Source organism: Sphaerochaeta halotolerans (assembly GCF_003429665.1).
GTDB classification, from domain to species: Bacteria; Spirochaetota; Spirochaetia; order Sphaerochaetales; family Sphaerochaetaceae; genus Sphaerochaeta; species Sphaerochaeta halotolerans.
Genome location: NZ_QUWK01000009.1, coordinates 103,037 through 127,033 on the forward strand (window position 1 = coordinate 103,037; position 23,997 = coordinate 127,033).

25 protein-coding genes are annotated in these 23,997 nt (G+C 45.8%); 12 read left to right on the top strand and 13 right to left on the bottom strand.

Annotated elements, in window-relative coordinates; translation table 11 throughout:
* Positions 1–7 precede the first annotated feature (7 nt).
* The 4 genes from DYP60_RS14275 (at position 8) to DYP60_RS09725 (ending at position 2,915) form a co-directional block, all read left to right on the top strand.
* Positions 8–184: a hypothetical protein gene (locus tag DYP60_RS14275; protein WP_160526195.1), complete on the top strand. Its 177-nt coding sequence runs from the start codon at positions 8–10 to the stop codon at positions 182–184.
* A 316-nt stretch (positions 185–500) separates the two neighbouring features.
* Positions 501–1,733 (top strand): Nramp family divalent metal transporter, encoded by a 1,233-nt coding sequence (locus DYP60_RS09715; protein ID WP_117330808.1) that lies wholly within the window; start codon positions 501–503, stop codon positions 1,731–1,733.
* A complete protein-coding gene (locus DYP60_RS09720) occupies positions 1,733–2,167 on the top strand; it encodes a universal stress protein (RefSeq protein ID WP_117330809.1) in 435 nt (144 codons plus the stop codon). The genes DYP60_RS09715 and DYP60_RS09720 overlap by 1 nt, the downstream gene beginning before the upstream one ends.
* Before the next feature lie 346 nt (positions 2,168–2,513).
* Entirely contained in the window at positions 2,514–2,915 is a 402-nt protein-coding gene (locus tag DYP60_RS09725; protein ID WP_117330810.1) for a hypothetical protein, read from the top strand.
* Between the two features lie 515 nt (positions 2,916–3,430).
* On the opposite strand, the gene DYP60_RS09735 is transcribed toward DYP60_RS09725, so the two are convergent.
* From DYP60_RS09735 to DYP60_RS09750, 4 genes are all read right to left on the bottom strand, one after another.
* The gene (locus DYP60_RS09735) at positions 3,431–4,960 is read right to left on the bottom strand and encodes a Fic family protein (RefSeq protein WP_117330812.1); all 1,530 of its coding nucleotides are present in this window, start codon (positions 4,958–4,960) and stop codon (positions 3,431–3,433) included.
* Between the two features lie 218 nt (positions 4,961–5,178).
* Positions 5,179–5,862 (bottom strand): RadC family protein, encoded by a 684-nt coding sequence (radC, locus tag DYP60_RS09740; protein ID WP_117330813.1) that lies wholly within the window; start codon positions 5,860–5,862, stop codon positions 5,179–5,181.
* Between the two features lie 204 nt (positions 5,863–6,066).
* Positions 6,067–6,348, bottom strand: a complete 282-nt coding sequence (locus DYP60_RS14015) for a hypothetical protein (protein WP_133299326.1) — start codon at positions 6,346–6,348, stop codon at positions 6,067–6,069.
* 84 nt (positions 6,349–6,432) lie between these two features.
* Positions 6,433–8,106 carry a hypothetical protein gene (locus DYP60_RS09750; protein ID WP_117330815.1) on the bottom strand — a complete coding sequence of 558 codons (1,674 nt, stop codon included), beginning with the start codon at positions 8,104–8,106 and terminating at the stop codon, positions 6,433–6,435.
* Between the two features lie 139 nt (positions 8,107–8,245).
* Here DYP60_RS09750 and DYP60_RS09755 point away from each other — a divergent pair, with 139 nt between their 5' ends.
* Positions 8,246–9,997, top strand: a complete 1,752-nt coding sequence (locus DYP60_RS09755) for a hypothetical protein (RefSeq protein ID WP_117330816.1) — start codon at positions 8,246–8,248, stop codon at positions 9,995–9,997.
* Here the strand turns inward: DYP60_RS09755 and DYP60_RS09760 are convergent.
* Entirely contained in the window at positions 9,994–11,415 is a 1,422-nt protein-coding gene (locus tag DYP60_RS09760) for a sodium/glutamate symporter family protein (RefSeq protein ID WP_117330817.1), read from the bottom strand. The genes DYP60_RS09755 and DYP60_RS09760 overlap by 4 nt on opposite strands.
* On the bottom strand, positions 11,412–12,593 hold the full coding sequence (locus tag DYP60_RS09765) for a lysophospholipid acyltransferase family protein (RefSeq protein ID WP_240622858.1): 1,182 nt from the start codon (positions 12,591–12,593) through the stop codon (positions 11,412–11,414). Before DYP60_RS09765 ends, DYP60_RS09760 begins: the two co-directional genes overlap by 4 nt.
* A gap of 207 nt (positions 12,594–12,800) precedes the next feature.
* Between DYP60_RS09765 and DYP60_RS09770 the strand changes: the two genes are divergently transcribed.
* Together DYP60_RS09770 and DYP60_RS09775 are read left to right on the top strand one after the other, a co-directional pair.
* A complete protein-coding gene (locus DYP60_RS09770; protein WP_117330819.1) occupies positions 12,801–13,862 on the top strand; it encodes a LacI family DNA-binding transcriptional regulator in 1,062 nt (353 codons plus the stop codon).
* A gap of 58 nt (positions 13,863–13,920) precedes the next feature.
* Positions 13,921–15,162 carry an MFS transporter gene (locus DYP60_RS09775; protein ID WP_117330820.1) on the top strand — a complete coding sequence of 414 codons (1,242 nt, stop codon included), beginning with the start codon at positions 13,921–13,923 and terminating at the stop codon, positions 15,160–15,162.
* On the opposite strand, the gene DYP60_RS09780 is transcribed toward DYP60_RS09775, so the two are convergent.
* Complete coding sequence (locus DYP60_RS09780; protein ID WP_117330821.1) at positions 15,152–15,472, bottom strand: P-II family nitrogen regulator; 321 nt, start codon at positions 15,470–15,472, stop codon at positions 15,152–15,154. The two genes, DYP60_RS09775 and DYP60_RS09780, sit on opposite strands and share 11 nt — an antisense overlap.
* Before the next feature lie 36 nt (positions 15,473–15,508).
* On the opposite strand from DYP60_RS09780, the gene DYP60_RS14020 reads away from it, so the two are divergent.
* Genes DYP60_RS14020 through DYP60_RS09790 form a run of 3 tightly spaced genes read left to right on the top strand, consistent with a single transcriptional unit; the run spans position 15,509 to position 16,424 of the window.
* Positions 15,509–15,763: a hypothetical protein gene (locus DYP60_RS14020; protein ID WP_133299327.1), complete on the top strand. Its 255-nt coding sequence runs from the start codon at positions 15,509–15,511 to the stop codon at positions 15,761–15,763.
* A gap of 17 nt (positions 15,764–15,780) precedes the next feature.
* Positions 15,781–16,041 (top strand): hypothetical protein, encoded by a 261-nt coding sequence (locus DYP60_RS09785; RefSeq protein WP_117330822.1) that lies wholly within the window; start codon positions 15,781–15,783, stop codon positions 16,039–16,041.
* Positions 16,038–16,424 carry a hypothetical protein gene (locus DYP60_RS09790; protein WP_117330823.1) on the top strand — a complete coding sequence of 129 codons (387 nt, stop codon included), beginning with the start codon at positions 16,038–16,040 and terminating at the stop codon, positions 16,422–16,424. The genes DYP60_RS09785 and DYP60_RS09790 overlap by 4 nt, the downstream gene beginning before the upstream one ends.
* Positions 16,425–16,482: 58 nt before the next feature.
* Here the strand turns inward: DYP60_RS09790 and mmsB are convergent, their stop codons facing one another.
* The 5 genes from mmsB to DYP60_RS09815 all read right to left on the bottom strand — a co-directional run bounded on the left by mmsB (position 16,483) and on the right by DYP60_RS09815 (position 21,975).
* A complete protein-coding gene (gene mmsB, locus DYP60_RS09795; protein ID WP_240622859.1) occupies positions 16,483–17,697 on the bottom strand; it encodes a multiple monosaccharide ABC transporter permease in 1,215 nt (404 codons plus the stop codon).
* Between the two features lie 52 nt (positions 17,698–17,749).
* Positions 17,750–19,297: an ATP-binding cassette domain-containing protein gene (locus DYP60_RS09800; protein ID WP_117330825.1), complete on the bottom strand. Its 1,548-nt coding sequence runs from the start codon at positions 19,295–19,297 to the stop codon at positions 17,750–17,752.
* A 120-nt stretch (positions 19,298–19,417) separates the two neighbouring features.
* Positions 19,418–20,515 (bottom strand): substrate-binding domain-containing protein, encoded by a 1,098-nt coding sequence (locus tag DYP60_RS09805; protein ID WP_117330826.1) that lies wholly within the window; start codon positions 20,513–20,515, stop codon positions 19,418–19,420.
* Between the two features lie 275 nt (positions 20,516–20,790).
* Positions 20,791–21,564 (bottom strand): GNAT family N-acetyltransferase, encoded by a 774-nt coding sequence (locus DYP60_RS09810; protein ID WP_117330827.1) that lies wholly within the window; start codon positions 21,562–21,564, stop codon positions 20,791–20,793.
* A gap of 57 nt (positions 21,565–21,621) precedes the next feature.
* On the bottom strand, positions 21,622–21,975 hold the full coding sequence (locus DYP60_RS09815) for a DUF3147 family protein (RefSeq protein WP_117330828.1): 354 nt from the start codon (positions 21,973–21,975) through the stop codon (positions 21,622–21,624).
* Positions 21,976–22,072: 97 nt separating this feature from the next.
* Between DYP60_RS09815 and DYP60_RS09820 the strand changes: the two genes are divergently transcribed.
* Together DYP60_RS09820 and DYP60_RS09825 are read left to right on the top strand one after the other, a co-directional pair.
* Positions 22,073–22,624, top strand: coding sequence for a hypothetical protein (locus tag DYP60_RS09820; RefSeq protein WP_133299328.1), 552 nt, complete (start codon positions 22,073–22,075; stop codon positions 22,622–22,624).
* Positions 22,621–22,929: an MGMT family protein gene (locus DYP60_RS09825; protein ID WP_117330830.1), complete on the top strand. Its 309-nt coding sequence runs from the start codon at positions 22,621–22,623 to the stop codon at positions 22,927–22,929. Before DYP60_RS09820 ends, DYP60_RS09825 begins: the two co-directional genes overlap by 4 nt.
* Before the next feature lie 331 nt (positions 22,930–23,260).
* Here the strand turns inward: DYP60_RS09825 and DYP60_RS09830 are convergent, their stop codons facing one another.
* Positions 23,261–23,995, bottom strand: a complete 735-nt coding sequence (locus tag DYP60_RS09830; protein ID WP_117330853.1) for a glycerophosphodiester phosphodiesterase — start codon at positions 23,993–23,995, stop codon at positions 23,261–23,263.
* Between the last annotated feature and the right edge of the window lie 2 nt (positions 23,996–23,997).

Here is a 23,997-nt window from a genome sequence, read left to right on the forward strand (position 1 = left end):
AAAACATATGGAAGAGAAAGAGAAGAAGTCAAAACTCCGGAATTTGTTCAGTGCAAAGAAAAAGGATTGCTGTTCTATTGAGATTGAAGAAATCCCGGAAGAGGAGCAGAAGGAGGTCAGCAGCAGTCCTTGTTGCAACCCTGAACCGAAGAACATGCAGGATTCGAAAAAGGCAAACGAATAGTCATTGTCTTCCCTATGACACTGCACCAGTAAGCGATAATTGTCGAAGTACATCAAGTAGGAATCAAGTAGCAGTAAGATGCCTTCCATGCCATATTGCAAGGCCGTGCTGAAATTGCCATACATCTCGCTAGCGCTGAGGTTCCTCCAACGATTACCAAGACATTGTGTTCCAGGACGGTTTAGTACAACCTACGTTCAATGGATTGAGGTGGTTCTGGAACTGAGCTGTCAGCGCCAGTACGATAAGCATATAGGAATCCCTGCTACCCATAGAGTATTGGAATCTCGACTACAAAGAGCTATACTCAGTCATCATGCGAGAAAAAGGCAACCTTAAGAAGATTCTGTCATTTCTAGGTCCTGGCTTTCTGGTTACGGTAGGATTTATCGATCCAGGTAACTGGGCTACCAATATTGAAGGTGGATCTCGTTTTGGGTATGCCCTGTTATGGGTTGTTACCCTCAGTACCTTCATGCTCATGGTCATCCAACATGCAGCGGCTAAACTGGGTATCGCCACCGGAAAATCCCTGGCGGTAAATATTAGGGAGCATCTGCCCAAGCCTCTCACCTATTTCATAGGCATTACTGTTGTAGCGGCCTGTGTTGCCACTGATGTCGCAGAACTCTTGGGTGGTGCCATCGGATTCCAGTTATTGTTTCATTTTCCGCTTTGGCTTGGAGCCTTGATAACGGTATTCTTGGAAGTCTTCCTCATCATCGGGCAACGATACCATAAGCTGGAACGGACCATTATTGGCTTTCTCGGAATCATTGCCCTTTGCTATGTGGCTGAATTGGTAATTGTCCACCCCGATTGGGGCCAGGCTCTTCCCTCGTTCTTCATTCCACGCTTGAATACCTCAAGCATCTATATCGCGATGGGAATGTTGGGGGCAGTTGTTATGCCACACAATATTTTTCTGCATTCAAATGTAATCCATTCTCGCCAATGGGGCATTGATGATAATGAAAAGAAATCTCTCCTCCGCTATGAACGTTTCGATACGATTTCTTCCCTCTTGCTTGGTTTGTTAATCAATGGAGCCATGATCATCGTTGCCGCAAGGGTATTCCATGGAAACGGAATGGCTATCACCAGCATTACCGATGCCTCGAAAACATTGGTTCCCCTGGCAGGACCCGTTGCAGGATTGCTTTTTGCCGTAGCCTTGATTTTCTCTGGAATCGGATCCTCGGTAACCTCCTCGATGGCAGAAGTCAACGTTATTACAGGATTCTTGGGGAAACCCGAAGACCCAAGGACTCTGCTCTATAGAGTAGCAACCTTCATTACTGCAATTCCCTCTTTTGTAATCATCTTGATGGGATTGGATACCTACAAGATATTGATCTTCAGCCAAGTAATTCTCAGTATCCAGCTTCCCTTCACCTTGATTCCCTTGCTCTACCTTTGCAGGAAAAAGCCAGTTATGGGAACCTTCAGAAGTAGTTCACTCGAATTCCTTGCAATGCTTCTCATTACTGTAGTTGTCACCTTACTGAATGTATATCTGTTGTATTCCACATTCGCAGGAGGTGCTTAATGTCACCATTTACCCATATCCTTATTCTAATCGATTGTTCTCCATCTGATGGGGCTATCATGGATCTCGTCGAAAAACTTTTGGAAGGTTCGACTACAAAGGTTACCCTATCGCATGTGGTCCATTCCCATACCCTCGACCAGGACCGTGCCCTCAAGGAACAGGCCGATGCCTGCATGGAGAGTATGCTTGAACGATTCCGGGCGCTGGGAGCAGGCCCTGTCAACAAACTACTGCTCAGTGGCGAGCCGGAAGAAGAGCTCGAAAAAGCAATCAACCAAGGCGACTACGATTTGGTAGCCATGGGTACCCATGGCCACACAGGCTTTGAGGATTTGCTCTACGGTAGTGTCTCCCGATATCTGAAGCATAAAATAACAGTTCCCTTGCTTATGGTTAGAAACACGGAAACAACTGCCGAGAAGACTCACTGATCAGCTTCAATCGTTCCAAATAGCTTTGGTGATAGAGCGCTCTCTTCAAGTCACCTTTGCTCCACTGTTCTTATTCGGAAAGGATTTTCCTCTCTTCTGTAGAAGCAAACTAAAAAGATGCCTTTATTCCAGCTTGAGGCCATCCGCAAGGAAATTCTTTCTGATCATTGTTCCTGGGGGTCGAAGTAGATATTATTTGGTTTTACCATCGGTTCCAGGTGGATTCCTTTTTCCCTTCCTACTTCCATTTCCGACCTTATTTCTTAGAAATCAAAGATATTGGCCTTGAAAGTTTCTGGTGTATGCTGTTATATAACCGATAAGGACAGTTGTAAGGAGAAGTTACATGCAACAAGAAATCGGGGCGTTATTTGGTTCTTTAATTGTCTTATTCTATATTTTGACGGTATTGAATTTTCTGGTCAAATGGATTAATAAGAAATACGGGCCTTCAATGAAATCCAACGAGAAAGGCTATGCCCGATACAAACGCTTCATGCGGTTTATTATCAAAAACCATAAGCTTTTTGGCCTCTTGACCATTGTATTCCTATTGGTTCACTTCTTCATCCAATTTAATATCTATGGATTGAGTATAACGGGGCTTGTAGCGGCTGGAATATTGATTCTACAGATATTGCTCGGAATCTATGGAGCAAAAACTAAAAACAAAGGGAAGACTTGGTTGACGATCCATCGAAGTATTGCCGTTTTACTTTTTGTTGCAATACTAATCCATACCATCTAATTGCAGAATCCATCTCTGTCCCATAATATTTTTCAAGGACAGCGTTTTTTTCAAGGAAAGAGGATAGCGCAAGGAAGCCTTTGCCAAGCAGGGACATAGGTTCCAGGTAGCACAGGAAAGACAGGTGCAATCCCAAAAGTACATATAAAAGGGTTACAAGGCAAATACTGAGAGTACGCCCGGCTCGTATTGCCTATCAGATAAAACACATTACCCTCCTCACTGAATATGAGGTGTTCCAGTACCTCGATACCCATCATTGGAGGAGAGAATGCCTGCAATGGTCCCACCTCCTTCCATATCCTCATGATGCTCCAACCCTGTATGCACCAAATGAAAAACCCCCTCACCCTGTTCATGATACCCACAATACTACAAATAGACGGCAGAATAATCTCACCATAGTAAACACGTGGAATCATTTTCCCCCACCTAACACAAACGTGATCTCTGTCATATTGTTTTCAATGCGTGTATGGATGCTTTCCAGCTGATTCCTTCTTTGAGGAGAGGTATTACTGAGCAAATACTTGGTCATACACATGCTCGAAGAGTTCAATCTCGTCATCGGATACATCAGCGAACTCACCTTCACGAGCTCGTTTTGGCAGTTTCCCTCCATTCTGCGAGAGAAACCTGTAGAGTAGAAATACCGTCCTATCAGGCATCTCTATAGTATTTTGTACTCTGTTTCGGAACTGATCATAGTGCATAAGGAATATTGCCTCTTCAGGAAGGTCATGCTCAATGGTTTGCTGAACACAACGATATAAGAATTCGACAAAAGGGGTAGCATCAAAATATCGGTAGTAATCAGCTGTATCATTCAGTACACGTACATTGTAATCTTCAGTGGGTTCCCATCTGATGAAAGGAAGAATGCTTTCTGAGTAACCTCTCAATACAGATGCATATTCATCTATTCGCTGTAACATCGTGCTGGAGACCGGGAATATCATTCCTGGAGGATTGTAAGCATGTTCTGCAAGGATATGATGAATAAGATACCGATGGATCCTTCCATTCCCGTCAGAAAATGGATGGATATTCACAAACCCGAAGGCAACAGTAGCCGCGGCGGAAACCGGATCAAGCTCGTGAGCTACTCGTTGGTTGTATGCAATCAAACCTGTAATCAAGGAATCAATATCCTCACTTCTAGCACTTACATGTTCCACGATGGGTATGCCTGAGTCTCTGTCATGCTCACCAATGAATCCGCCTTCGGTTCTGAATCCGATTTTTACGAAACGACTGTTTCCTATCACTATGTGTTGAAGGCGAATAAGCTCATCCTTGCTTAAAGGCCTTTTCCCTGCTTCTCGTATCGCATTACCCCAGCGAACGATTCTGTCATGAGAAGGGGTTTCATTCTCTATGGCAAAACTAGATTTAGAATCTTTCAGTAAGAGGAATGCTGCAGCACGGGCCACTACATCCTTAGGAATTTCTGATGCGACTTGGAGCGCTTTCTTTTTCAGGTCCATTTCTAGAAACGTATTGATGCTCTCAGTCCTGGTTATCAAGGGACAAAAGTCGGGAATTCCTGGTAGATTATTTACTACTCGATGTCTTTTGGAATTCTCTCCTTTCACCGTTATTTGTTGTAGGGGGTCAACAGCCAATACATAATTGCCTCTTTTTGCGTCAGGTATATCGAGTGGTGTTCTCATGAGCCATTCATAGAGGAACCAGATTCGTCTTGCATAGGAACCGGTCATGCTTTCCCTTACGATTGCTTCAATTTCATGTATATCGACTACTTCGAATAATTTTTTCAATACACAGAGGTCAACCCCCTCATACTTCAAGGCAAATTCCAAATGTCCTTTGAGTGTTTGATTTGGTTGATGCCTGGGGGTAAGGAAATGCCATTCTCCCTCCCTTATGATTTTATGTTTCAACCCTATAGCCATTTTTATACGGGGGAAGGGTGCAGGAAGATGGAAGGCATCGATGAGAGCGGCATACCCTGCTGGGATTCCTTCTTCAGGGAGCACGTAGCCGTGAAAAACCGTTACAAGACCTGAAAAATGTTTATTCATAATAAACCTCATGAAATATAATTATAATAATATAGATTTTATTATTTGTACATATATTATATGAAAAATGATTTCAAATGAGCGGAGGAATATTCTTCTGGGGGGGGGCGGAAAAAGGAAGAGGTTTTCTTCACATTCCCCCTGAGAACTGATCCATGCAACTAAAGAGTAATTCTTGTATTCTATGGTTGCACTCTTTGTCATACATCTTCTCTTTGCTAAAACACATTCCCCTCCAGCATGGAGAGATACCCCTCCTCACTGAAGATGAGGTGGTCCAGTACCTTGATACCCAGAATGTCACCAGCTTGTTTAAGTCTACGAGTAACATCCTTGTCCTCCATACTTGGCTCGAGATTCCCGCTGGGATGGTTGTGGGCTACCAGGATGGCTGTGGCTCTTTGCCGTACTGCTTCTCCAAAGACCTCGCGAGGATGAACGAGTGTCCTATTGACCAAGCCAATGGAGCACACATTCACTGAGAGTACCTCGTGGGCACCGTTTAAGCATACACTGAGGAAATGTTCCTGCATACGTGCTGCATAGTGCCTGATCAGGGGGAAAATATCCGCTGGAGTGGAAATCTGTCTTCGTTTGGCTGGCAATCTTCTCCTTCCAAGTTCCAGAGCAGCCCCGATGAGTGTTGCCTTTGCCATACCAAGTCCTCCTATAGCCATCAGGTCTTCGTTGGTAGCTATAGGCTTTCGATCCAGAAGATCCAGAAGGTCCTTTGCTATCGCGTTGACTGAACGGTCACGGTTTCCACTTCCAATGAGAATGGAGAGTAGTTCCTGGTCACTGAGTGCCTCGGCTCCACGAAGGATTAGCCGCTCCCTTGGACGATCGCAAGCCGCCATTTCTTTGATGCGTTGTTCTGTTGGTTTGTATATTTGATATTTCATATTTAGCTAAGATACAAATGCCAGTTGTTTGCTTGAGCTCCATACCACAGCCCAAGGAGTTGGGTAAGGTCATACCCGTCCTGCAACACCAGAACATCGACAGCCTTTCCAGCAAGACCGCTTCAACAGGTAATGGTAGTCGTTTCAGCATCTGGGTAGCCAACATGACAGATAGCAGCAAACTGAGGACCGTAGTCAAGATTCTCACTGAACCCGAGCATCATGGGACCTCCCTGTACGGTTCTCATTCCCCAACGGAGCGAGAGGAAAGGAATCAGCAGGAAGGTTCCTCTCTGGAGCGAGTGCCGGGAAAGCAAGGTGAGATACCCCGTCCCTTGGGGCGGAAAAGGATGCAACGCCTCCTGAGTCCATGGCTTGCCCTGGGGTATTGATATCTTTCATTCCCTCCATGTTTGTAACCAAGAGAAACCAGAGGTAGTCGTTGAAGAAGTTGCCCAAACTATGGATGTCCAATGTAGTAACCACGGCTTTATGTATTAGTTTACGCTTCTTTTGTGGATAGAAAGCAACGAACAGGAGTACATAACAGTGAGGTTGCAAAGACCCTGGTTAGAATCGTTTGGTGATACCGAAGATTACTTGGAAATCATCAGCATACCCACTTGCACTCCCGCTTGGGCGGTCAAACTCTCTTTTCCCAATCCAATTAACCTGCCCAAACAATTCCAGGTTTGGAATGTCTGTGTAGTAGGTACCGCCAAAGCCGACGATCAAACGCTCGGTGATGGTATCCCCAGAGGGGGAAGGCCCTGAGATATTGGGGTATTTATCATTCGTTGAACTACTTTCAGCAACATGATGGGCTGCAAGATAATCAAGTTCGCCCTGGCGATGGATGGTAAGGGATGCCTCCAAGTTCACCTTCCCAGGAAGGAGATAGTTCAATCTTGCTTGGTAGACCTTGCTGTCTGACCCCCAGCTGTAGCCTAGGTAATCGATGATTACCGGTAAGCTGTCATCTTGTTTGAACAGATCTCTGGCTACCAAGAAATCCACATACTCTCTCCGATACATTGCTGGGTCAGTGGAGGCTGCTTCAAGACCGAATGTAAAATACCCCTTTTGTGCATCCCATGAGTATGAGCCAGAAACCAGGAACGCCAGAGCGTTTGCAGTAGCAGCTCCCTCGCTTGATAGCTGGAACTGGTCCAGTGCGAACTGCCCATGGATGCTAAATCCTGGTAGAGGTGTAATGTCTGCCTCGATACTTGCAATTGAGTTGACCTGTGGGGGGTCAAAAATGTTGTGATAGATATAGGTCGGGTCAACATATTGGAGGCTGAGCCCATTCTGGTTTGCCATCACATTCTCACTGATGGAGATTCTCGCCCATGATGCTGGGTTGAACTCAAAGCGATGGGCGAGAAAGATGCGAGGGCTTTTCCCACTCTGGCTGACATCAGGAAAGAAGAGGTAGAGCAGCTGAGCCTTGAATTTCTGGTTGAAGAAGGAAGCAGTGAGGCCAGTATGGTTGGAGATATGGTCTCCCACCACCAGGTTACCGCTCTTTCCTGCTCCCCAGGAGTAGGCTCCACGTCCCAAGCTGATAGCCCACCAGGGACCAGCATAGGTCATCTGGGAGTGACGGGGGAAATCTGGTTCCATCGGAGAGCCGAAGAAGGGAAGGTTACTGCTGAATGTCCTTCTATAGAGGGTTGCATCAGGAACGAGGAAGGCATCCCCCTGGTCAAGGATGACTCCTATTCCCCACGTTTCGATTTCACCCTCAGGATCTACATCCTCGATATATGCACCTACCCCTGCCTGCAGGGATGTCTCAAAGAGGAATGAGGAGGAAAACTGCATGGAAAGGGTAAGGTCGAGGAAGGGTTTCCTTTCATCATAGCTGTAGATCCAGTCATCATAGGAAGTGAAATCCTGGTCATTGGTATGGACGTACGATTCAAGATTAATGGTAGGGGAAATACGGTAAGAAAAGGTCTCGTCTACCTGGTGAAATGAGGGTCCTTCCATTCTCTGGTATGCTGTATCCCATAGGTCCTGATAGGAGTTGTCTTCCTCGATTGCCTTTAGGATTGCTAAAGCCTCATAGGTGTTCCATGGACGACTCGTGGAGGGAAGTGCACGGCCAGAAAGCTGGTAGAGTAAATCAATCTCCTCATAGATGGGGGAGGAGAGAGGAATCTGGGCAGGGGATACCGCAGCCAAGGGGAATATTCCTATACATACAAGAATCATCAGTACTGCAATACGATATTTCATGAATCACACCTTCCATACTATTCTCTTCCTCTACTGTAGAACATGGGTGGTAAAAAGAAAAGCAAGGAAAGAAACATTCCTGCCGTGAAATAGTGAATACCCACTTCCCAGAAAGGAAAAATTATCTGAAGATATTGGTATGGAAATACCAGCCGCTATTAAGAAAGCTTGTGATGTGGTTTCCAGCCACTATGGGGCCTTGGAAGAATATTTCGACGATTATATCATCGATAATGAATCCACTCTGAAGCTTGTACAATCGTTTGTTGACTCCCTGATTGAACTGGTTTCTGATGCAGAAGTATATGTGGAAGCCCAGGCTACCCAGTATGCTGATGCTCTGATACTTACAAACCCGAAAGCTATCCGTCGCATACATTCCGCGAATGTTGATACACTCTCCGGTGAGTTGCTTGATACGCTCACTGCATGGGAAGAAAACCCCGGATTTTTCTGTTTCTTCACCATACAGGAACGTATCTGCAAGGATTTCTTTGCGATTGAGGATTGCATTACTGGTAACACCTACAAGCTCTATAGCCCAAGTTTGCAGGATCTACAGGAAAAACGTGAAAGCAGGAATGTACATTATCTCGCGCTCATGATGAACAATGGAGAGTGTCTCCAGGCAAGCGGAACGCTTCATTATACGCACTATTCTTCTTCTGATATCGACTTTCTTTGTAACACGTTTGATGCAACCACGTTCTCTTCCTCAGGTTTGACTGGTTTGTTGCTCCGGCACCCTACTGCAATGTACTATCTCGATTTCCAGATTCCTGGCAATGAATTGGTACATAATGGACATACCCTTGTACTCTTTTACACATCAGTACCGAGACTCTCCTATACGTTTGACCCTGATTACTGGACTATTGACAACAGAGGGAAAGTAGCTTCCTATGGCCTGGAAAGATCCTCAGATGCCATGCGCTCCGCTTACCCAGATGAAACTTTCTGGAATGATATTGCAATGGCAGGAATGCGTGTGTTTAAGATGGAGAAGCATTGGGTAGTTCTCGCCCTCTACAGTCAAGCGTTTGAGGCTCTCTTGACCATCCTTGGCCTATCACGAGATACAGAGCCGGTGAGTGTAGCATTGTCATTGGTATTACATCTACAGAAGCATGCAAAACGGCTTCCTTGGACGCCATTTTCTCTGCTTCCTGAGGAAGAGATGCATCAGGAGAGTAATCAAGAGATGGATATGACAGCTCTCAATACCTTCTTCGGGAAATACAGCGAAGCATACAACAATGGAAAACCCTTTGACTTAATATCTGAAGCAAGGAAACTTGGAATTGATGAGGATTTGGCCAAGGATCTCATTGAACAAATGCAGAAGAAACGGGAAAGCCGAGATTACCAGGTTCCCGAAGCAGAAGTGAAGTACCGTCTGGAGGGATGGCCGGTTCCTCCTCCAGCCGAAAGAGATGTATTTGGTGATGGAATTCTCTCTTCTGAACTGTTCCTTATTCTCGATAGTGATGAAACAGATGATGCATTCAATGTGCTGAGTGGGAATCAGTGGAAAGAAGAAATCGAAGAAATGGGACTGTTCTTCTTCCTACAGGATGCATTCAGTGAGGAATTTTATGATGATGGGGTTACCATCCTCAACACATTTCTTTGGATTCTCTTGCACTTGAGCGAGCAAAAGGTGCTTGTACGCTCTATTGCGCTGGAAATCTTTTGTCTCTTTCCCTTTCTTAATGATTTCTATGAGTTTGAAGACTTTGTGGAACGTTTTAGTGAGAAAGTGTACAAGCTGTTCTGTCGAACTTCGCTCTGCACGATTACACATCGTGTGAAACGGGAGGAAAGAAAGAGGGGCCTGTACACGGTACAAGCCTCATCCTTCTTAAAATCAATTATCTCACCAATTGGTTAATCCTCGGTGTAGAAATAGGTCTTTGGTTTGATGAATGCACGTTTCTTGGCAATGATCATATAGGAGATGATTGAAGCGAGCAAGTAGACTCCGCTGATTACAATTGCCCAACCAAACAAAGCGGGGTTGTTCTTGGTAACACTGAATGCCGGTAGATTGATGCTCAAAATGATGGGAATAGCCAGAATGAAGACAATTCCTACCGAATAGAGGTAATCAGTGGCAACTGGTGTCTCAAACTCCTTGTCGACCACACGCAGCAGTGCCAGCCCGGTGGGGAGCGTTCCTGTTGCTGAACCGTAGATGACCAACATCCTGAAGAATTGATGGTCATCATAGAGCCGTGAACAGTACCAGGGTAGAATGACCATGGTGATGAAGAGTCCTACCAGGGTAAGGATAAGGATAGGGATCCAATATCCCTGTACAGCAACCAAGCTGATCGCACCAAGTGAAGATGCAACGGTCAAGTCGACAGAGAGGCCGCTTAAGCGGTTACATGTTGCGTTGTCGATGGTGGTCTCGACCTTGAACAGCTTCATGAGCATCTTGACGCCCAGTGCGCTGAATGAGCTGAATACAAAATTGATACCCCACAAACTATCTGCGAGTTCATTGCCCAAAGGACCTATAAGCCCAAGAAGGGCAGATAGCCCGGTAAGAAAGGACCAGCTTATCAGGTAGGTCACCATGACCAATGCAATGTGATAGGTCGTGGAGTCCATGGACTCTCCATCAGTGGAGAGGTAGGACCCGATAGGACGTTCATGTTCTGCTCTGCTGAAAAAACCGGTTCTCACACTTCTTTCATTGATGTTTTTTGCCTGTTCTGCACCAATCCAACCACGCTTGAGCCCTTGGTTGATCAAAATCACCCCTCCAAAACTTCCCATTAGGAATCCGATAGCTGCCATGGTGAGACCCACTGAGGAGCCTCCCCTGAATCCCATAGCTTCCCAACCGATTCCAATCGAATAAGACTGTCCAGGTCCCAGTTCGAATCCTAGAGGGAGAGTGAAACCAAATGCTGGAAACAGGTCTGGTTTGAACGTAGAGATAATCAAGGCGGTAGCAATGAGACCAAAGAAGCATTGCAGGCCATACTGCCCCAAGACAGCAGTCACATTGGCAGCAATGGTTCGTTTTCCCCTTCCTTCCGTATGCGCTTTTGGAGTGACCCTGAGTAGCATGGAGATAAAGCTGATATTCAGCAAGTGGTAGACAATTTCTCCCAGAAAATCATTTCTCAAGCCCCATAGAGGAGCAATGAAGTTGTAGAAAACCAGGAGCATGATACCTGAGAGTATGGATACGGGGATGAGAAATTTTTGGAAGAACCGTACCCGAGCACGAATAAGTGCTGCAAGCAGGAGTGAGACTGAGATGATTCCGATATGGAAAAAGAAGTTCCAGTTCATGAGATAGCCCCCTTCTGGGTCAGTTTATCGCGCTGGTACGCTTCCACATATTTAAGGATGCAACCTCGTTTGTGAATACGTATCCTGTATAACGTATGGTGGTGATAGAGTTCTACCGTATTTTTCGCGTTGATTATCATAGATTGGATATCTGCAAAGGCCATCAGATATTCTTTCCCACTCCTTTCCTTGAGACGTATCCCATCTTGCTCCAGTGAAAGGGTGAAATCCTTTGAGAGCCGCTTAAGATGCCTCTCGTCAGCGGTCTGGAATAGAACTCCTTTGTCGGGAGGGAATACCAACTGCGTTCCTTCGCTTGAAGCACTGTACTCCCTCTCCCAGGAGTGCCATGCAGCAATATCCTCGAAACTGGTCTTACCCTGTATTGTATGCAGCTTGTCATGACTATCCAGCTCCATGGTGAGCGAACAATGCGTACAGGTAATCTGGTTTCCCTTGGAATGAATGGTGCTCGTTGCATGGCAGTCAGGGCAAAGGTAGAGTATTTTCTCAACGCCCTCAACTGCTCTTTTGGAACTATAGTCAAACTGCATTTCATCCTGCCAAGAGCGATAGCTATAGTACAGTTTCTCTTTTATGAACTCGTAAAGTTCATGAACTGAGAGTTGATCGATTACATCAGTATGAACAGGGGGAAGTACCCTGAGGATTGCAGATCCTTTTCTTTTCTTTTCTGCCCAACGGGGTTGCAAACCATACACTCCTTCCAGATTGATGAGCACAATGGGGACCTTGAAGATCTTCACCAGTTTGGCTATCGCCTCATCAAATCCGGCCGGCTCGCCATCCCAGGTACGCGTTCCTTCGGGGAAGATACCGACGATGTCTCCCTGTTTCAGAGATTCGGAAATTGCCCTAATCGTGAATAAATCGCTCCTGCCTTGTTGCTTTGCAATGGCTCCAATCCATTTTTCCATCATGCTTCTCATTCCCCTCATCTTGAAGAGATACGCACCAGCTACCCACCGTATGTGAACGGGGGAGGCTGAGGAGATGAAAAATGGATCGAACGTATGAGCATGGTTTGCCATAACCAAAAACGGAGGTTTAAGTTCTGACAAATATTCCATTCCAACAACTTGGATATTATTACGCTTTAAAATCATGGCCCCATACGTTGGTTGGGCCAAGCGGATAAAAAGTGGTTTTTTCGACACTTGCTTCCTCTTTGTAAAACAATACCTTATGAGAGGTGTTCTTGTCCACCATGAATTTATGAAGAAACTATGAAGTATAGTCAGCAGCAGTAACATAAGGAATATTCCATCAGTGTTTAAGAAACGCATACGATACAGCAACGGTTTTTCTTGCAATGCATGCTTAATACTGTTTAATATTGAAATATTGATAAGAGAGGCAGATGTATGAGAAGAAAAACCGTGACATTGCAGGACATCGCTGAAAAAGTGGGACTCTCGACAGCAAGTGTTTCCATGATTCTTGCAGGGAAAAGCCTCTCGCGATTCCCTGATGAGACAATCGATGCTGTCTATCATGTGAGCAAGGAGCTTGGTTATGTAAGCAAGCGGTCAAAGAAAGATAGACGTATTTTGCTCATAGTGTGTCCCTCGGTAATAAATCCTTACTTTGCCACGCTCATCCAGGGAATGGAGCAAGAGGCCCATGTGCAAGGGCTGGGAACCATGCTCTGTACCACCTACTGGGATACAGAGAAGGAGAAGCGGGTGTGCGAATTTGCAAAAGAGCCTACAGTTGGGGGAGTGGTTTTTGCCATGATTCCCCAGCAACCTGAATTGGTACGAGAGTTGAGTACCACTGTTCCCGTGGTAGCCGTGGGTGACAAACAGAATGAGCTTGGTTTGGATACGGTGGATGTCAACAACTACAATGCTGGAATCCTGGTTGCTCAGCATCTCCTAGAATTGGGGCATCGAAAAATTGCCTACCTTTGTACCAGTCTTAACAGTGAGCATAGTGCACGAGTTCGGCGTTATGAAGGGTTGAAAGCTCAGATTAAGCAAGCCGGAGGAGAAGCGGAACTTACTCTTCTTACACGCGAAATCCCGTCTCTTACTGAATTGAATACCATCGATATTGAACATGAAACCGGCTACATGCTTGCGCAACGCTGCATTGCTGAGGCTCCAGAAGTAACCGCAATGGTTGCAATTAACGACATGGTGGCCTATGGGGTTATGGATGCAATCAATGATGGAGGATACTCGATTCCAGCTGATTACAGCGTCTGTGGGTTCGACAACATCTATCCATCCTCATTCGGTGGGGTGGGTTTGACCAGCGTGGAACATTTCATCGTACAAGGCGGAAGGAGTGCCGTGCGACTGGTTTGTGAAAAAATGAGCAAGAAACCATCCCGTGTAATTGAGGGGAGTGGGGTTACCAGAATTGAGTACCACAATCGCTTGATTGTTCGCTCATCTACTGGTGTCCCAAAATCTAAGTAGTATACTGGTTTGACAGGTAACGCTTTTAAGGGTATGTCTCACTAGGGAGAGTAAACAGATGGCAAAGACGGGATTTGAGCGAAACTTGCAGTACGCCAAGTTTAGTGCCTATGGATTCTTAAAGAATCTGCGATTCTATGAACCCTTCCTGCTGCTGATCTTCTTGGACAAGGGCCTGTCCTACATGGAAATCGGTACTCTGTATGCGGTGAGAGAGGTGTCGATCAACATCATGGAGGTCCCATCCGGGGTTTTTGCTGACAGCTTGGGTAGGCGGTTGACCATGGTTTTCTCTTTTCTGGCCTATATTTTCAGTTTCATCGTCTTTTTTGTTGCACAAGAGTTTGCCATCCTGCTTATAGCTATGGTTTTCTATGCCTTTGGTGATGCGTTTAGAACGGGCACCCACAAGGCAATGATTTTCGACTATCTCAGAATGAAAGGTTGGGAGAAGCAGAAGACCCACTATTATGGCAGTACGAGGGCCTGGTCACAACGTGGATCTGCAATCTCTGCTTTAATTGCCGCTTTCCTGGTCTTTTACAATGGTTCCTATGCCCCCATATTCCTTTTTACCATAATTCCCTATGTTCTGAACCTGTTTTTAATCCTGAGCTATCCAAAGGATTTGGATGGGCCGAGGCATACAAGTGACAAGCGGATCAGGGATGAGTTTGCTACTGTTTTACGCTCCTTGGTGAAGACCATGAAGAGTTGGTCCATGGTACGTACCATCTCCAGCCAAGCACTTTTCAGTGGGTACTACAAGGCATTCAAGGACTATCTGCAGCCAATCTTGCAGACATTCGCGCTCAGCCTTCCTGTTTTGCTTGCATATGAAGACCAAGAACGAACTGCCTTGATCGTGGGAATCGTCTACTCAATCTTGTATGCAACCACTGCTATTGCTTCCAGCAATTCCGGTAGGTTCTCAGAGCATTTCAGCCAACTGGCATCTCCTTTGAACATCACCTTGGTTGTAGGCATTTCCCTTGGGTTGGTAAGTGGTCTGTTGCTGCATCTTAGGTATGCTACATTGGCAGTGGTCTTGTATCTGGGAATCTACATTCTTGAAAATTTGAGAAAACCTATGGGCATTCACTATGTGAGTGACCAAATGGACCAAGCATCCCTTGCAAGCGCACTTTCAGTGGAGTCTCAGGCTGAGTCCTTTTTTGCTGCAGGTATCGCGCTTCTGTTGGGGTGGATGAGTACCTTGTTTGGTGTAGGGCTCGGCATCATGGTGGTTTCTGGAATTTGCCTGCTCTTTGGACTGATAGTAAGACTGCCTACTCGGTAGAGCCTCCAAAAGCTATAAATCGCTCTACATCGATACAAAATGCAATGCCAGAGCCAGGCTCAGTAAGCAAAGGGAGGTTCTTGATTGTCTCCAACACTTTCCCTGTCAACCCCGATCCGACAAGAATGAGTAACATGTCTTTCTCAGGGACCAGTGGGAGGCCAAAGAACTTCACATCCTCTTCCTTTCCAGTTCCCCGTGCAGGGAGAATGGTACCGCCTGTAGCTCCGGCTTTACGGGCGACATCCATGACTGTTTCTGCCATACCTTTGTTTACAATACAAGTGATTAGGGTGTGGGGTGTTTCCATCGGGTGCCTCCTTGTATTCCAAGTATCAATCATACAATGAAAGGTATCAATACCCCAGGGCAAGCCCTGGACTCAGGAGGCGTTGCCTCCTTTTCGTTTACCCCAAGGGACGGGGTATCTCACCTTGCTATCCCGGCACTTGCTCCAGAAAGGAATCATCATGCTGATTCCTTTCCTCTCGCTCCGTTGGGGAATAAAAAAGAACTATGGGAAAGGGCTTGCCTTTCAGCCAAGAAATCCAAAAAGATTTCCACTGTGACAGTATATGTCTCTCCAAGGGAGTTATGCTAACGTTGTAGGAGGCTCTTATGAAAACTTGGAGAGATGACCAGATAGAGCTTACGAGAGAAATCATTGAGAATGTGGACATTGTCGCTTTTACGTTCTCCCTTATCGGGAAAAACAAGGGTTGTTATCTTGACCACCTGGACGGAAGGTTTGGATACATTACCATGGAAGATGCTCTGGCATATCGTTATCGTGTTTTCAATTATGAAAGTGATGTTCTTGAAGGGGAGTATGACACCCTTGATGCATTGATTGATAACGGATGGAAGGTAAGTACATGAAGAGAAAAAGATCACCCTATATTCCCTTTGTTTCTGAGAAGTATTCACCTGATTATGTAGAGCTTGCACACAAGGCTACTTTTGCCAATGAAAGTCAGATTCTGGAAAGTGATAGCTGCACTTGTTTCTATTGTGGCCATACATTCAATCCAAAGGATGAGGAAAGGCTGTACTGGATTACAGAGAGTGCGGGGAGAGAGAAAACCTTGCAGTGTCCCATGTGTGGCATTGATTGTTTGATAGGGAATGCCTCTGGGTTTCCGATTCACGACCCTGAGTTCATTACAATCTGCACAGAGTCTTGGTTTGGGGGTATCAGCAGAATCAGTGATGGGCTCACGGTAGAGAGGCTTGCCTTGGCAGATATCCTTTTGGATGACTGAAAACCCCTGAGGCCGAGACAAGCCAAAGGGGTTTTCCAGAAGCAGGAACGATGAAAAATCAAGCCACTTTAGAAGACCTTGATTTCGAATACAGGTCGAATGCAACAGCTGAAAGCAAGATAAAACCCTTGATTGTTTGCTGCCAGTCAGTGCTGATACCTATGATGGACATTCCATTATTCAGTACTCCAATGAATAGCCCTCCTACTACAGCTCCAATTACTGTCCCGACCCCTCCTGAGACAGCGGAACCACCGACATAACAAGCGGCAATGGCATCCATCTCAAAGTTCTGCCCGGCCTTTGGAGTGGCGGAGTTGAGGCGCGCGGTAAATACCATCGCTGCTACCGTAGCCAGAATCGCCATATTGGTGTAGATCCAAAACATCACCCATTTGACCTTGACTCCCGACAACTCAGCGGCTTTCCTGTTTCCTCCGAGGGCATAAATATAACGACCTTGCACAGTCTTGGATGCGACAAACTGGTACCCTACGACGAGGACGCCCAGCAGGATCAAGACATTGGGAAATCCTTTGTAGACGGCGAACACGATGGTGAAAGCCGCAAGAACTGCAGCTATGAAGATTACCTTCACGAGCCAGATTCCCGTAGGAAGCAAATCAAAGGCATACTCCTTCTGTTTTTTTCGCTTTTGAATTTCACTGAAGGTAATTAGCGCTACAATCAGGAACCCGATCAATAAGGTGAAAACATGAAGATGTACAGCCCCTATCGTAGCTCCCCCAAATGGATCAGGAATGTACCCGGACGAAATCATTTGGAACTCCTCGGGGAACGGAGCTTTTGTCTGTCCTTTCATAATGACCTGTCCCAAACCGCGAAAAATCAACATGCCGGCTAACGTTGCAATGAACGGAGGGACATTCACGAAAGCAATCCAGAATCCTTGCCACATCCCAATCAATGTTCCGCATAGCAACGCAAGGAATATCGATAAATACGGGTTCCACTGAAGGTCTACCATCATCACACCGCATAGGGCACCAATGAAACAGACCATGGATCCTACAGAAAGGTCGATGTTTCCCGTCAACGTACACAGCAACATACCAACAGCAAGAATCAGGACATAGCTGTTCTGAAGCACCAAATTCGTCAAATTTACCGGTCTGAAAAAGATACCGTCCGTCAAGAGACCAAAAGCAACCATCGCCACAGCCAAGGCGATGACCATCATGTACTGCCTTATATTCTTTTTCAAGATTGCAATTAAGCCACTCATCCCATACTCCTTATCATATGCACTCATTCAATTCATTATCGGATCCTATGCTACAACATCGCCGGGTGAACAGCGTGTCTCAATTATTCAGAATATTGCGCATGATTTCCTCCTGGGTTGCAGTCTCCCCGGATAATTCTGCAGTGATTTTGCCCTCACTCATTACATAAATTCTATCACTCATTCCAATAATCTCCGGCATCTCACTGGAAATCAGGATGCATGCCAACCCTTGGGCAGCAAGTGAGTTGATGATTGTATAGATCTCATGCTTCGTCCCAACATCAATACCACGGGTAGGTTCATCAAGAATCAGGACCCTTGGATCTGTGAATAACCATTTTGACAGTACAACCTTCTGCTGATTACCTCCTGATAGATTTCCTGTCTGCTGGAGAATCGTCGGCGTCTTTGTATTGAGCCGCTTGCAGAACTCTTCTGCCACGATATTCTCCTCGTGCTCATTGATTACAGAAGCCTTGGAAATTTTCTTCAGCTTGGCAAGCGTAGTATTTTCCTTGATATTCTGGATTAGTATCAAGCCAAATTCCTTTCGGTCCTCAGGTACATAGGCAACACCGTGTGCAATAGCTTTGGGAATCGTACTGATGTCGACATCTTTACCTTCAAGTAATGTTCTTCCGGTGATATTCTCCCCATATGCGTGGCCGAACACACTCATGGCGAGTTCGGTACGTCCTGCACCAACCAGACCGGCCAAACCCACAACCTCCCCTACGCGAACTTGGATGTTTACACCATCAAGTTTTTTCCGTTCTGGATTGTCGGGATTTTGGACTGTCCAGTCCTTAATCTCAAACAGGACATCCCCTATGGGATTATCTCTTTTGGGAAACATATCGGTTATCTCCCGTCCTACCATCCCTTTGATGATTCGCTCTTCACTAATTGATACAGGGGTATCCTTTTTACGTTCCACATCGAGCGTTTCAATTGTTTTACCGTCCCGCAGTATCGTTATGGAATCGGCAACAGCAGCAACCTCATTAAGTTTATGAGAGATCAACACAGAAGAGATGTTGTCCTTGTCACGCAGTTCCTTGAGGATATCGAGTAGATGCTGGCTATCTCTTTCATTGAGTGCACTCGTAGGCTCATCAAGAATCAGCAACTTGGCGTGTTTAGCCAGAGCCTTGGCAATCTCAACCATCTGTTGCTTGCCCACCCCCAGCTTGTTCACGGGGATGTTGGGATTCTCGTGGAGTCCGATTCGTTCCATATACTTCAATGCATCTTCACGCGTCTTGTCCCAGTTGATGATATTGAATTTTGCCCGTTCGTCACCAATGAACATATTTTCAGCTATGGAAAGATAGGGGCTCAACGCTAATTCCTGATGGATGATGACAATACCCGCTTGTTCACTCTGCCTAATGCTGGAGAACGTGCAGTGCTTGCCCTCGAACAAGATATCTCCTTCATAGGTTCCATGTGGATACACCCCTGAGAGAACTTTCATCAATGTCGACTTTCCTGCTCCGTTCTCACCAACCAAAGCGTGAATTTCATGTGTCTTTACATCCAGGCTGACGTCGTCAAGCGCTTTTACACCTGGGAAAACCTTGGTGATATGCTTCATCGACAGCAGAATAGAATTGTTTGGCATACATATCTCCCCGCAATATAGACTGGAACCCGATTCCAAATCAGCTACAGGCAGATGGTACCGGGTTCGCGGTTTTGCGATACAATTCCGGCCTCTGTGATGAGGCCGGATACATACATGTTACAGTCCAAGCTCAGCGGCTGTATGGTAGCCGGTATCGACTACTTCAGCTATGAGATTGTCCTTTGTGACAATAACAGACTTCAGAAGAACAGAGGGAACAATATATGGCTTGCCGTTCTTGATGGAGTCATTGTCATAACTGGTGGTATCGAGACCCTGGGGAACTTCACCACGCATGATGGTGTCAACGAGCTCAACAGTAGCCTGCCCGAGTACGCGGGTATCCTTGAGGACAGTTGCATACTGTTCTCCAGCGAGAATTGATTTACAGGATGCTACAATACAGTCCTGACCACCGACAACGGGCAACGGCTTGCCAGGTGTGCCATATCCAACTGCCTTGCAAGCCTCAAGCGTGGAAAGACTGATTGGATCATAGGGGGAAAGAATTCCATCGAGCGTCTGGTTGGTATAGTGAGCAGAAAGGAGATTTTCCATTCTGGACATTGCCAATTCATTACTCCAGCGAAGTGTTCCTACCGTGTCCATGCCCTGCTGGCCTGAACCGATCTTGAGGGTACCGTTGTCGAAATAGGGTTTGAGCCTATCCATTGCACCGTCATAGAACATATAGGCATTGTTGTCGTCAGGAGATCCACCGAACAGCTCAATCAGCAATGGCTTTTTTTTGGGATTGTCGAGATTCATCCCCTGGATAAGGATGTCACCCATCTGCTGGCCGACAGCATAGTTGTCAAATGACAGATAGTAGTCGACATTTGGTGACTTCATGATCAGACGGTCGTATGCGATTACCGGGATCCCTTCATTAGCGGCTTTTGCGAGAACATTGCTCAATGCCGATCCATCAATTGAGGCAATGACGAGTACCTGGGCTCTCTTGGTAATCAGATCTTCAATCTGGCGAACCTGAGTAGGAATGTCATCGTCTGAGAACTGTAGGTCAACCTTGTATCCGAGCTCTTCCAAGCCACTCTTGACCGCAGCTCCATCCTTATTCCAGCGTTCCTCTGATCTGGTAGGCATAACCACTCCGATCAATCCTTTTGTTGAAGAGGTTTCAGCAGCCCCTCCTGCAAAAATCATGTTCATTGCAATCAGTAGTACCATTGTCACTACGAGCACCTTTTTCATACACAGCCTCCTTAAAGCTTTTATGCGTTTACGTTAACGCATTACACTAATTATTGTTTAATCATTTTGCAGATAAGTCAAGAAAATAATTTATGATTCTTGCATAATTGCTACTAAGTACTAATAATAAATATAGATAAATAATGGCTATAGATTGTAAGTAAGTATACTCAAGCTGAAAGTAGACACCAAGAATTTGCGTTAACGTACTCTAGTTTTGTGTAAGGTGTCTGTAATGAAGTGGGGATGCAACTATTCATGAAAGATGTAAATAGTTATACGTAGTCAGCCTTGGTAATTTCAAATACTTCATAGGGATAGTCCAATTCATATCCAAGTTTTTCTGCCAAGTGGAGTGAAGGTTCCGTGTGTGCATCCCAAGAGGGGAAGAGGTCACGTTCCAAACAGGAAAGAATGAGTTTGGCACTACATGCAAGTGCCAAGCCTTTCCTGCGGTAAGGCATTTTTGTATCTACTTCAACCTCTATCCCGTTGTGATACCTGCAGTACGTCGAGGCGCCAGCAACAACCTCTGCATCCTTCAGTATAACGAAACCCAGTCCCAAGTCTCGAAAACGTTCATAGGTGGGAAATTGACTTACGAGATTGTGGCTCCAAGACTCAGAGAGGATGTAGTGGTAGAGAATTTCATCGATTTCTACTATCCTGTACATAGGTGACAAGGAATCAACCAGCCTGCCCAGATGAGCTTTGTCAAACGAAGCTTCCTTTTTCAGTGCATAGCGAGTGAACTGTTTAGCTTTTGAACCATACGTTGCTCTGATCATCTGTTCCCACGCCTGGCTCTTGGGAACAAGAAGCCGGGTTTCCCATCGCCCAAGCCCTTCCTGAAAATGCAGGAGCTCATTTGAAGGTTCACCGGCAAGTAGGCAGTAGTCGCCCAATAGTACAAAGGCAGAGTGGGGGTTCTCCCGGTCGTCTCCATAGATTTCCCCCATGATACCTTGCATGCACGAACGTAAGAGGGTGTCATGCCATCCTTGAAAGAGAGAATTTACCTTTTTCGTCTCAACAAGTCTCTGTATCATAAAGCCCTTCTCCAGTATCGAGCAGCTTCCAGAGGAATACAAGAGGAAAGATAAAATTCATAGAGCTGCTATATTGTAGTGTTTGAGGATGGCGATGAGTAGAAAATAGAGGACAATAGTAGCCCCACTAGCAAGTAAAAAACTCACCCAGAACGCTATCCCGCGATTAAGCAAGAAGGGGAAAAGAACAAAAAAGGCGAGGGAAGGAAGGACCAGGAAGAAAATGGATTGGGAAAGCTGGGCTATAGCGGTGTCTTGGGTTTTTTCAAAGTGCATCCAGAGGATTGCAAGCAGTGAGGTTAACGGGAGAGAAGCAATCAGGGCACCGAACACTGAACTGCGTTTCGCTACCTCGCTTACCAGAACGATGGTGAGAGCAGAAATTCCAATTTTAATGATGTAGTACCACATGTTGTCCTCCATTTTACCCAAAATCTTGCCTCGCCATGTGATTGCCAGAAAAAAGCTTTACAGGAATCAGCACATTGACGCTATACTAGAAACTACCATGAAAAAAACCATGATATTTCCTTCTATTTTGCTCTTTCTCTTGTTGAGTTGCAACCAGTTTCTGTTTGCAGGAACCTTATCTGAGGAAAAAGCCAAGAGTTTAGCCGACACCGAATTTGTATTCCCAACTGATCTCCTCAAAGATTCCCCGGTACTGATTGCCCTGAATATCGGTACATCCAGGGAAAATGGGGAAATGCAGCAGGAGGCTCTTATCGATTGGCAGAATGTCATTGAGAGTAGTTCGTTTTCGTTTCAATCTGCTCCATTGTATCACATCTCTGTAATTGAGGGTGCTCCCTTCTTTGTCCGTGGTGCCATACGTAGAGGACTTGCTGAGAGTTTTGGTGATCTGATCGATCCCAAGCGAGGTGCGGTATTGTTTCTCTCTAAAGCGGAGAAATTTGCCAAACAGGCAGAAATACCCATAGATGGGGAGCCAACCATGGTGGTTGTCAGATCCGATGGTAAAATTACCGGGTATGTAAAGGGGCGGGTAGATTCTCTCGCCCTTTCCAATCTTGCTGCTATCTGGGAGAAGGCCAGGTGAATCACTCCTTCTACTCCCAAGTGTATAACATAGTAGGGCGTATTCCAGAAGGCATGGTAGCATCCTATGGCCAGATTGCTTGCATGTTGGATAGTCCGCGTAATGCAAGAGTGGTAGGCTGGGCAATGCGACAATGTCCAGCTGATCTGCCTTGGCATCGGGTAGTCAGGTCAGATGGAAGTCTTGCAAGCAAAGATTTTTATGAGTTTCAGCGGGTTATGCTTGAATCAGAGGGAGTAGAGTTTCTCCCCGGTGGTACCATTAGGATGGAAACCTACCAGTGGATTCCAGATTTTCACGTTTAAGAAAGCGGGAACCATTCCTTGGTACGGTTCGCTATTCCCTCCAAGGTCAACATAACGGGTACTCCCCCTCTGATTGCAAGCCAAAGACTGAAATGGCTACAGCTACTCCAACATCATATGGCAGTGTTTCCAAGCTTTTGCCCAAAGATAGGCTATGAAGGTTTTTTAACGTATTCGAGTCCATGGTTTTCAATACACGACTTGCCCAACCAGCTCTATCGGCTGCTCCTTCTTATTGGCAAGAAAACAATTCCGCTTAATCATCTATGGGGCTGCAACACATAAAAGGGGGCACATACTATATGCCCCCTTACCTATACATGTAGCGCAATCAACTGTTTTTCTTTGCATCAACAAATGCCCTGCAGACATCTGGATAGTTGGTAAAAATCCCATCACATCCCCAGTTGAAACAATCAACAAGCTGATGCATGGTATTCACTGTCCAGACATTAACCTGTACCTGGTGGTCATGGCACTCCTGAACGGCTTCTTTGCTCATTGCACAATACGGTGGATGAAAACACTCAAATCCAAACTTCTGTGCAGCATGGCCTGCATTGACCAGTCCAGTCTCTGGGACCAGAGCCCCACACAGAATGGAAGCGTCGATGGCTTTTACCGCACAAAGACTGAGATGGTTGAAAGAGGATATCAGGATTTTTTCTTCCAGCTGATAGCGCTTTACCATCTCCAAGGTTTTCTCTTCGATATCAGGATAGTAAATGACGCTGCTCTTGATCTCTATATTTGTCACGAGATTTGTGGTGGCTGCCCAAGCACAGTATTCCTCAAAAGTGGGAATCGTCATGAATGTGTTAGCATAAGAGCTTTTTGCAGCTGCATTACATGTTTTCAGTTCTTCCAGCGTATAGTCACATACGCGTCCTGTGTGGTCTGTGGTCCGATCGAGCGTTTCATCATGGATAACAACCAACTCACCGTCCTTGGTCAGCTGGACATCAAGCTCGATGCCATCGCTGCCCGCCTCCCAGGCTTTCTGGAACGCAAGCATGGTGTTCTCTGGGTAAAATCCGCTATACCCTCGGTGGGCATAAATCTTCACAA

Excerpts from the sequence above, each read along its gene's own strand:
- DYP60_RS14275 (WP_160526195.1), top strand. The coding sequence starts at position 8 with ATGGAAGAGAAAGAGAAGAAGTCAAAACTCCGGAATTTGTTCAGTGCA.
- DYP60_RS09715 (WP_117330808.1), top strand. The coding sequence starts at position 501 with ATGCGAGAAAAAGGCAACCTTAAGAAGATTCTGTCATTTCTAGGTCCT.
- DYP60_RS09720 (WP_117330809.1), top strand. The coding sequence starts at position 1,733 with ATGTCACCATTTACCCATATCCTTATTCTAATCGATTGTTCTCCATCT.
- DYP60_RS09725 (WP_117330810.1), top strand. The coding sequence starts at position 2,514 with ATGCAACAAGAAATCGGGGCGTTATTTGGTTCTTTAATTGTCTTATTC.
- DYP60_RS09735 (WP_117330812.1), bottom strand. The coding sequence starts at position 4,960 with ATGAATAAACATTTTTCAGGTCTTGTAACGGTTTTTCACGGCTACGTG.
- radC (WP_117330813.1), bottom strand. The coding sequence starts at position 5,862 with ATGAAATATCAAATATACAAACCAACAGAACAACGCATCAAAGAAATG.
- DYP60_RS09750 (WP_117330815.1), bottom strand. The coding sequence starts at position 8,106 with ATGAAATATCGTATTGCAGTACTGATGATTCTTGTATGTATAGGAATA.
- DYP60_RS09755 (WP_117330816.1), top strand. The coding sequence starts at position 8,246 with ATGGAAATACCAGCCGCTATTAAGAAAGCTTGTGATGTGGTTTCCAGC.
- DYP60_RS09760 (WP_117330817.1), bottom strand. The coding sequence starts at position 11,415 with ATGAACTGGAACTTCTTTTTCCATATCGGAATCATCTCAGTCTCACTC.
- DYP60_RS09770 (WP_117330819.1), top strand. The coding sequence starts at position 12,801 with ATGAGAAGAAAAACCGTGACATTGCAGGACATCGCTGAAAAAGTGGGA.
- DYP60_RS09775 (WP_117330820.1), top strand. The coding sequence starts at position 13,921 with ATGGCAAAGACGGGATTTGAGCGAAACTTGCAGTACGCCAAGTTTAGT.
- DYP60_RS09780 (WP_117330821.1), bottom strand. The coding sequence starts at position 15,472 with ATGGAAACACCCCACACCCTAATCACTTGTATTGTAAACAAAGGTATG.
- DYP60_RS14020 (WP_133299327.1), top strand. The coding sequence starts at position 15,509 with ATGAAAGGTATCAATACCCCAGGGCAAGCCCTGGACTCAGGAGGCGTT.
- DYP60_RS09785 (WP_117330822.1), top strand. The coding sequence starts at position 15,781 with ATGAAAACTTGGAGAGATGACCAGATAGAGCTTACGAGAGAAATCATT.
- DYP60_RS09790 (WP_117330823.1), top strand. The coding sequence starts at position 16,038 with ATGAAGAGAAAAAGATCACCCTATATTCCCTTTGTTTCTGAGAAGTAT.
- mmsB (WP_240622859.1), bottom strand. The coding sequence starts at position 17,697 with ATGAGTGCATATGATAAGGAGTATGGGATGAGTGGCTTAATTGCAATC.
- DYP60_RS09800 (WP_117330825.1), bottom strand. The coding sequence starts at position 19,297 with ATGCCAAACAATTCTATTCTGCTGTCGATGAAGCATATCACCAAGGTT.
- DYP60_RS09805 (WP_117330826.1), bottom strand. The coding sequence starts at position 20,515 with ATGAAAAAGGTGCTCGTAGTGACAATGGTACTACTGATTGCAATGAAC.
- DYP60_RS09810 (WP_117330827.1), bottom strand. The coding sequence starts at position 21,564 with ATGATACAGAGACTTGTTGAGACGAAAAAGGTAAATTCTCTCTTTCAA.
- DYP60_RS09815 (WP_117330828.1), bottom strand. The coding sequence starts at position 21,975 with ATGTGGTACTACATCATTAAAATTGGAATTTCTGCTCTCACCATCGTT.
- DYP60_RS09820 (WP_133299328.1), top strand. The coding sequence starts at position 22,073 with ATGAAAAAAACCATGATATTTCCTTCTATTTTGCTCTTTCTCTTGTTG.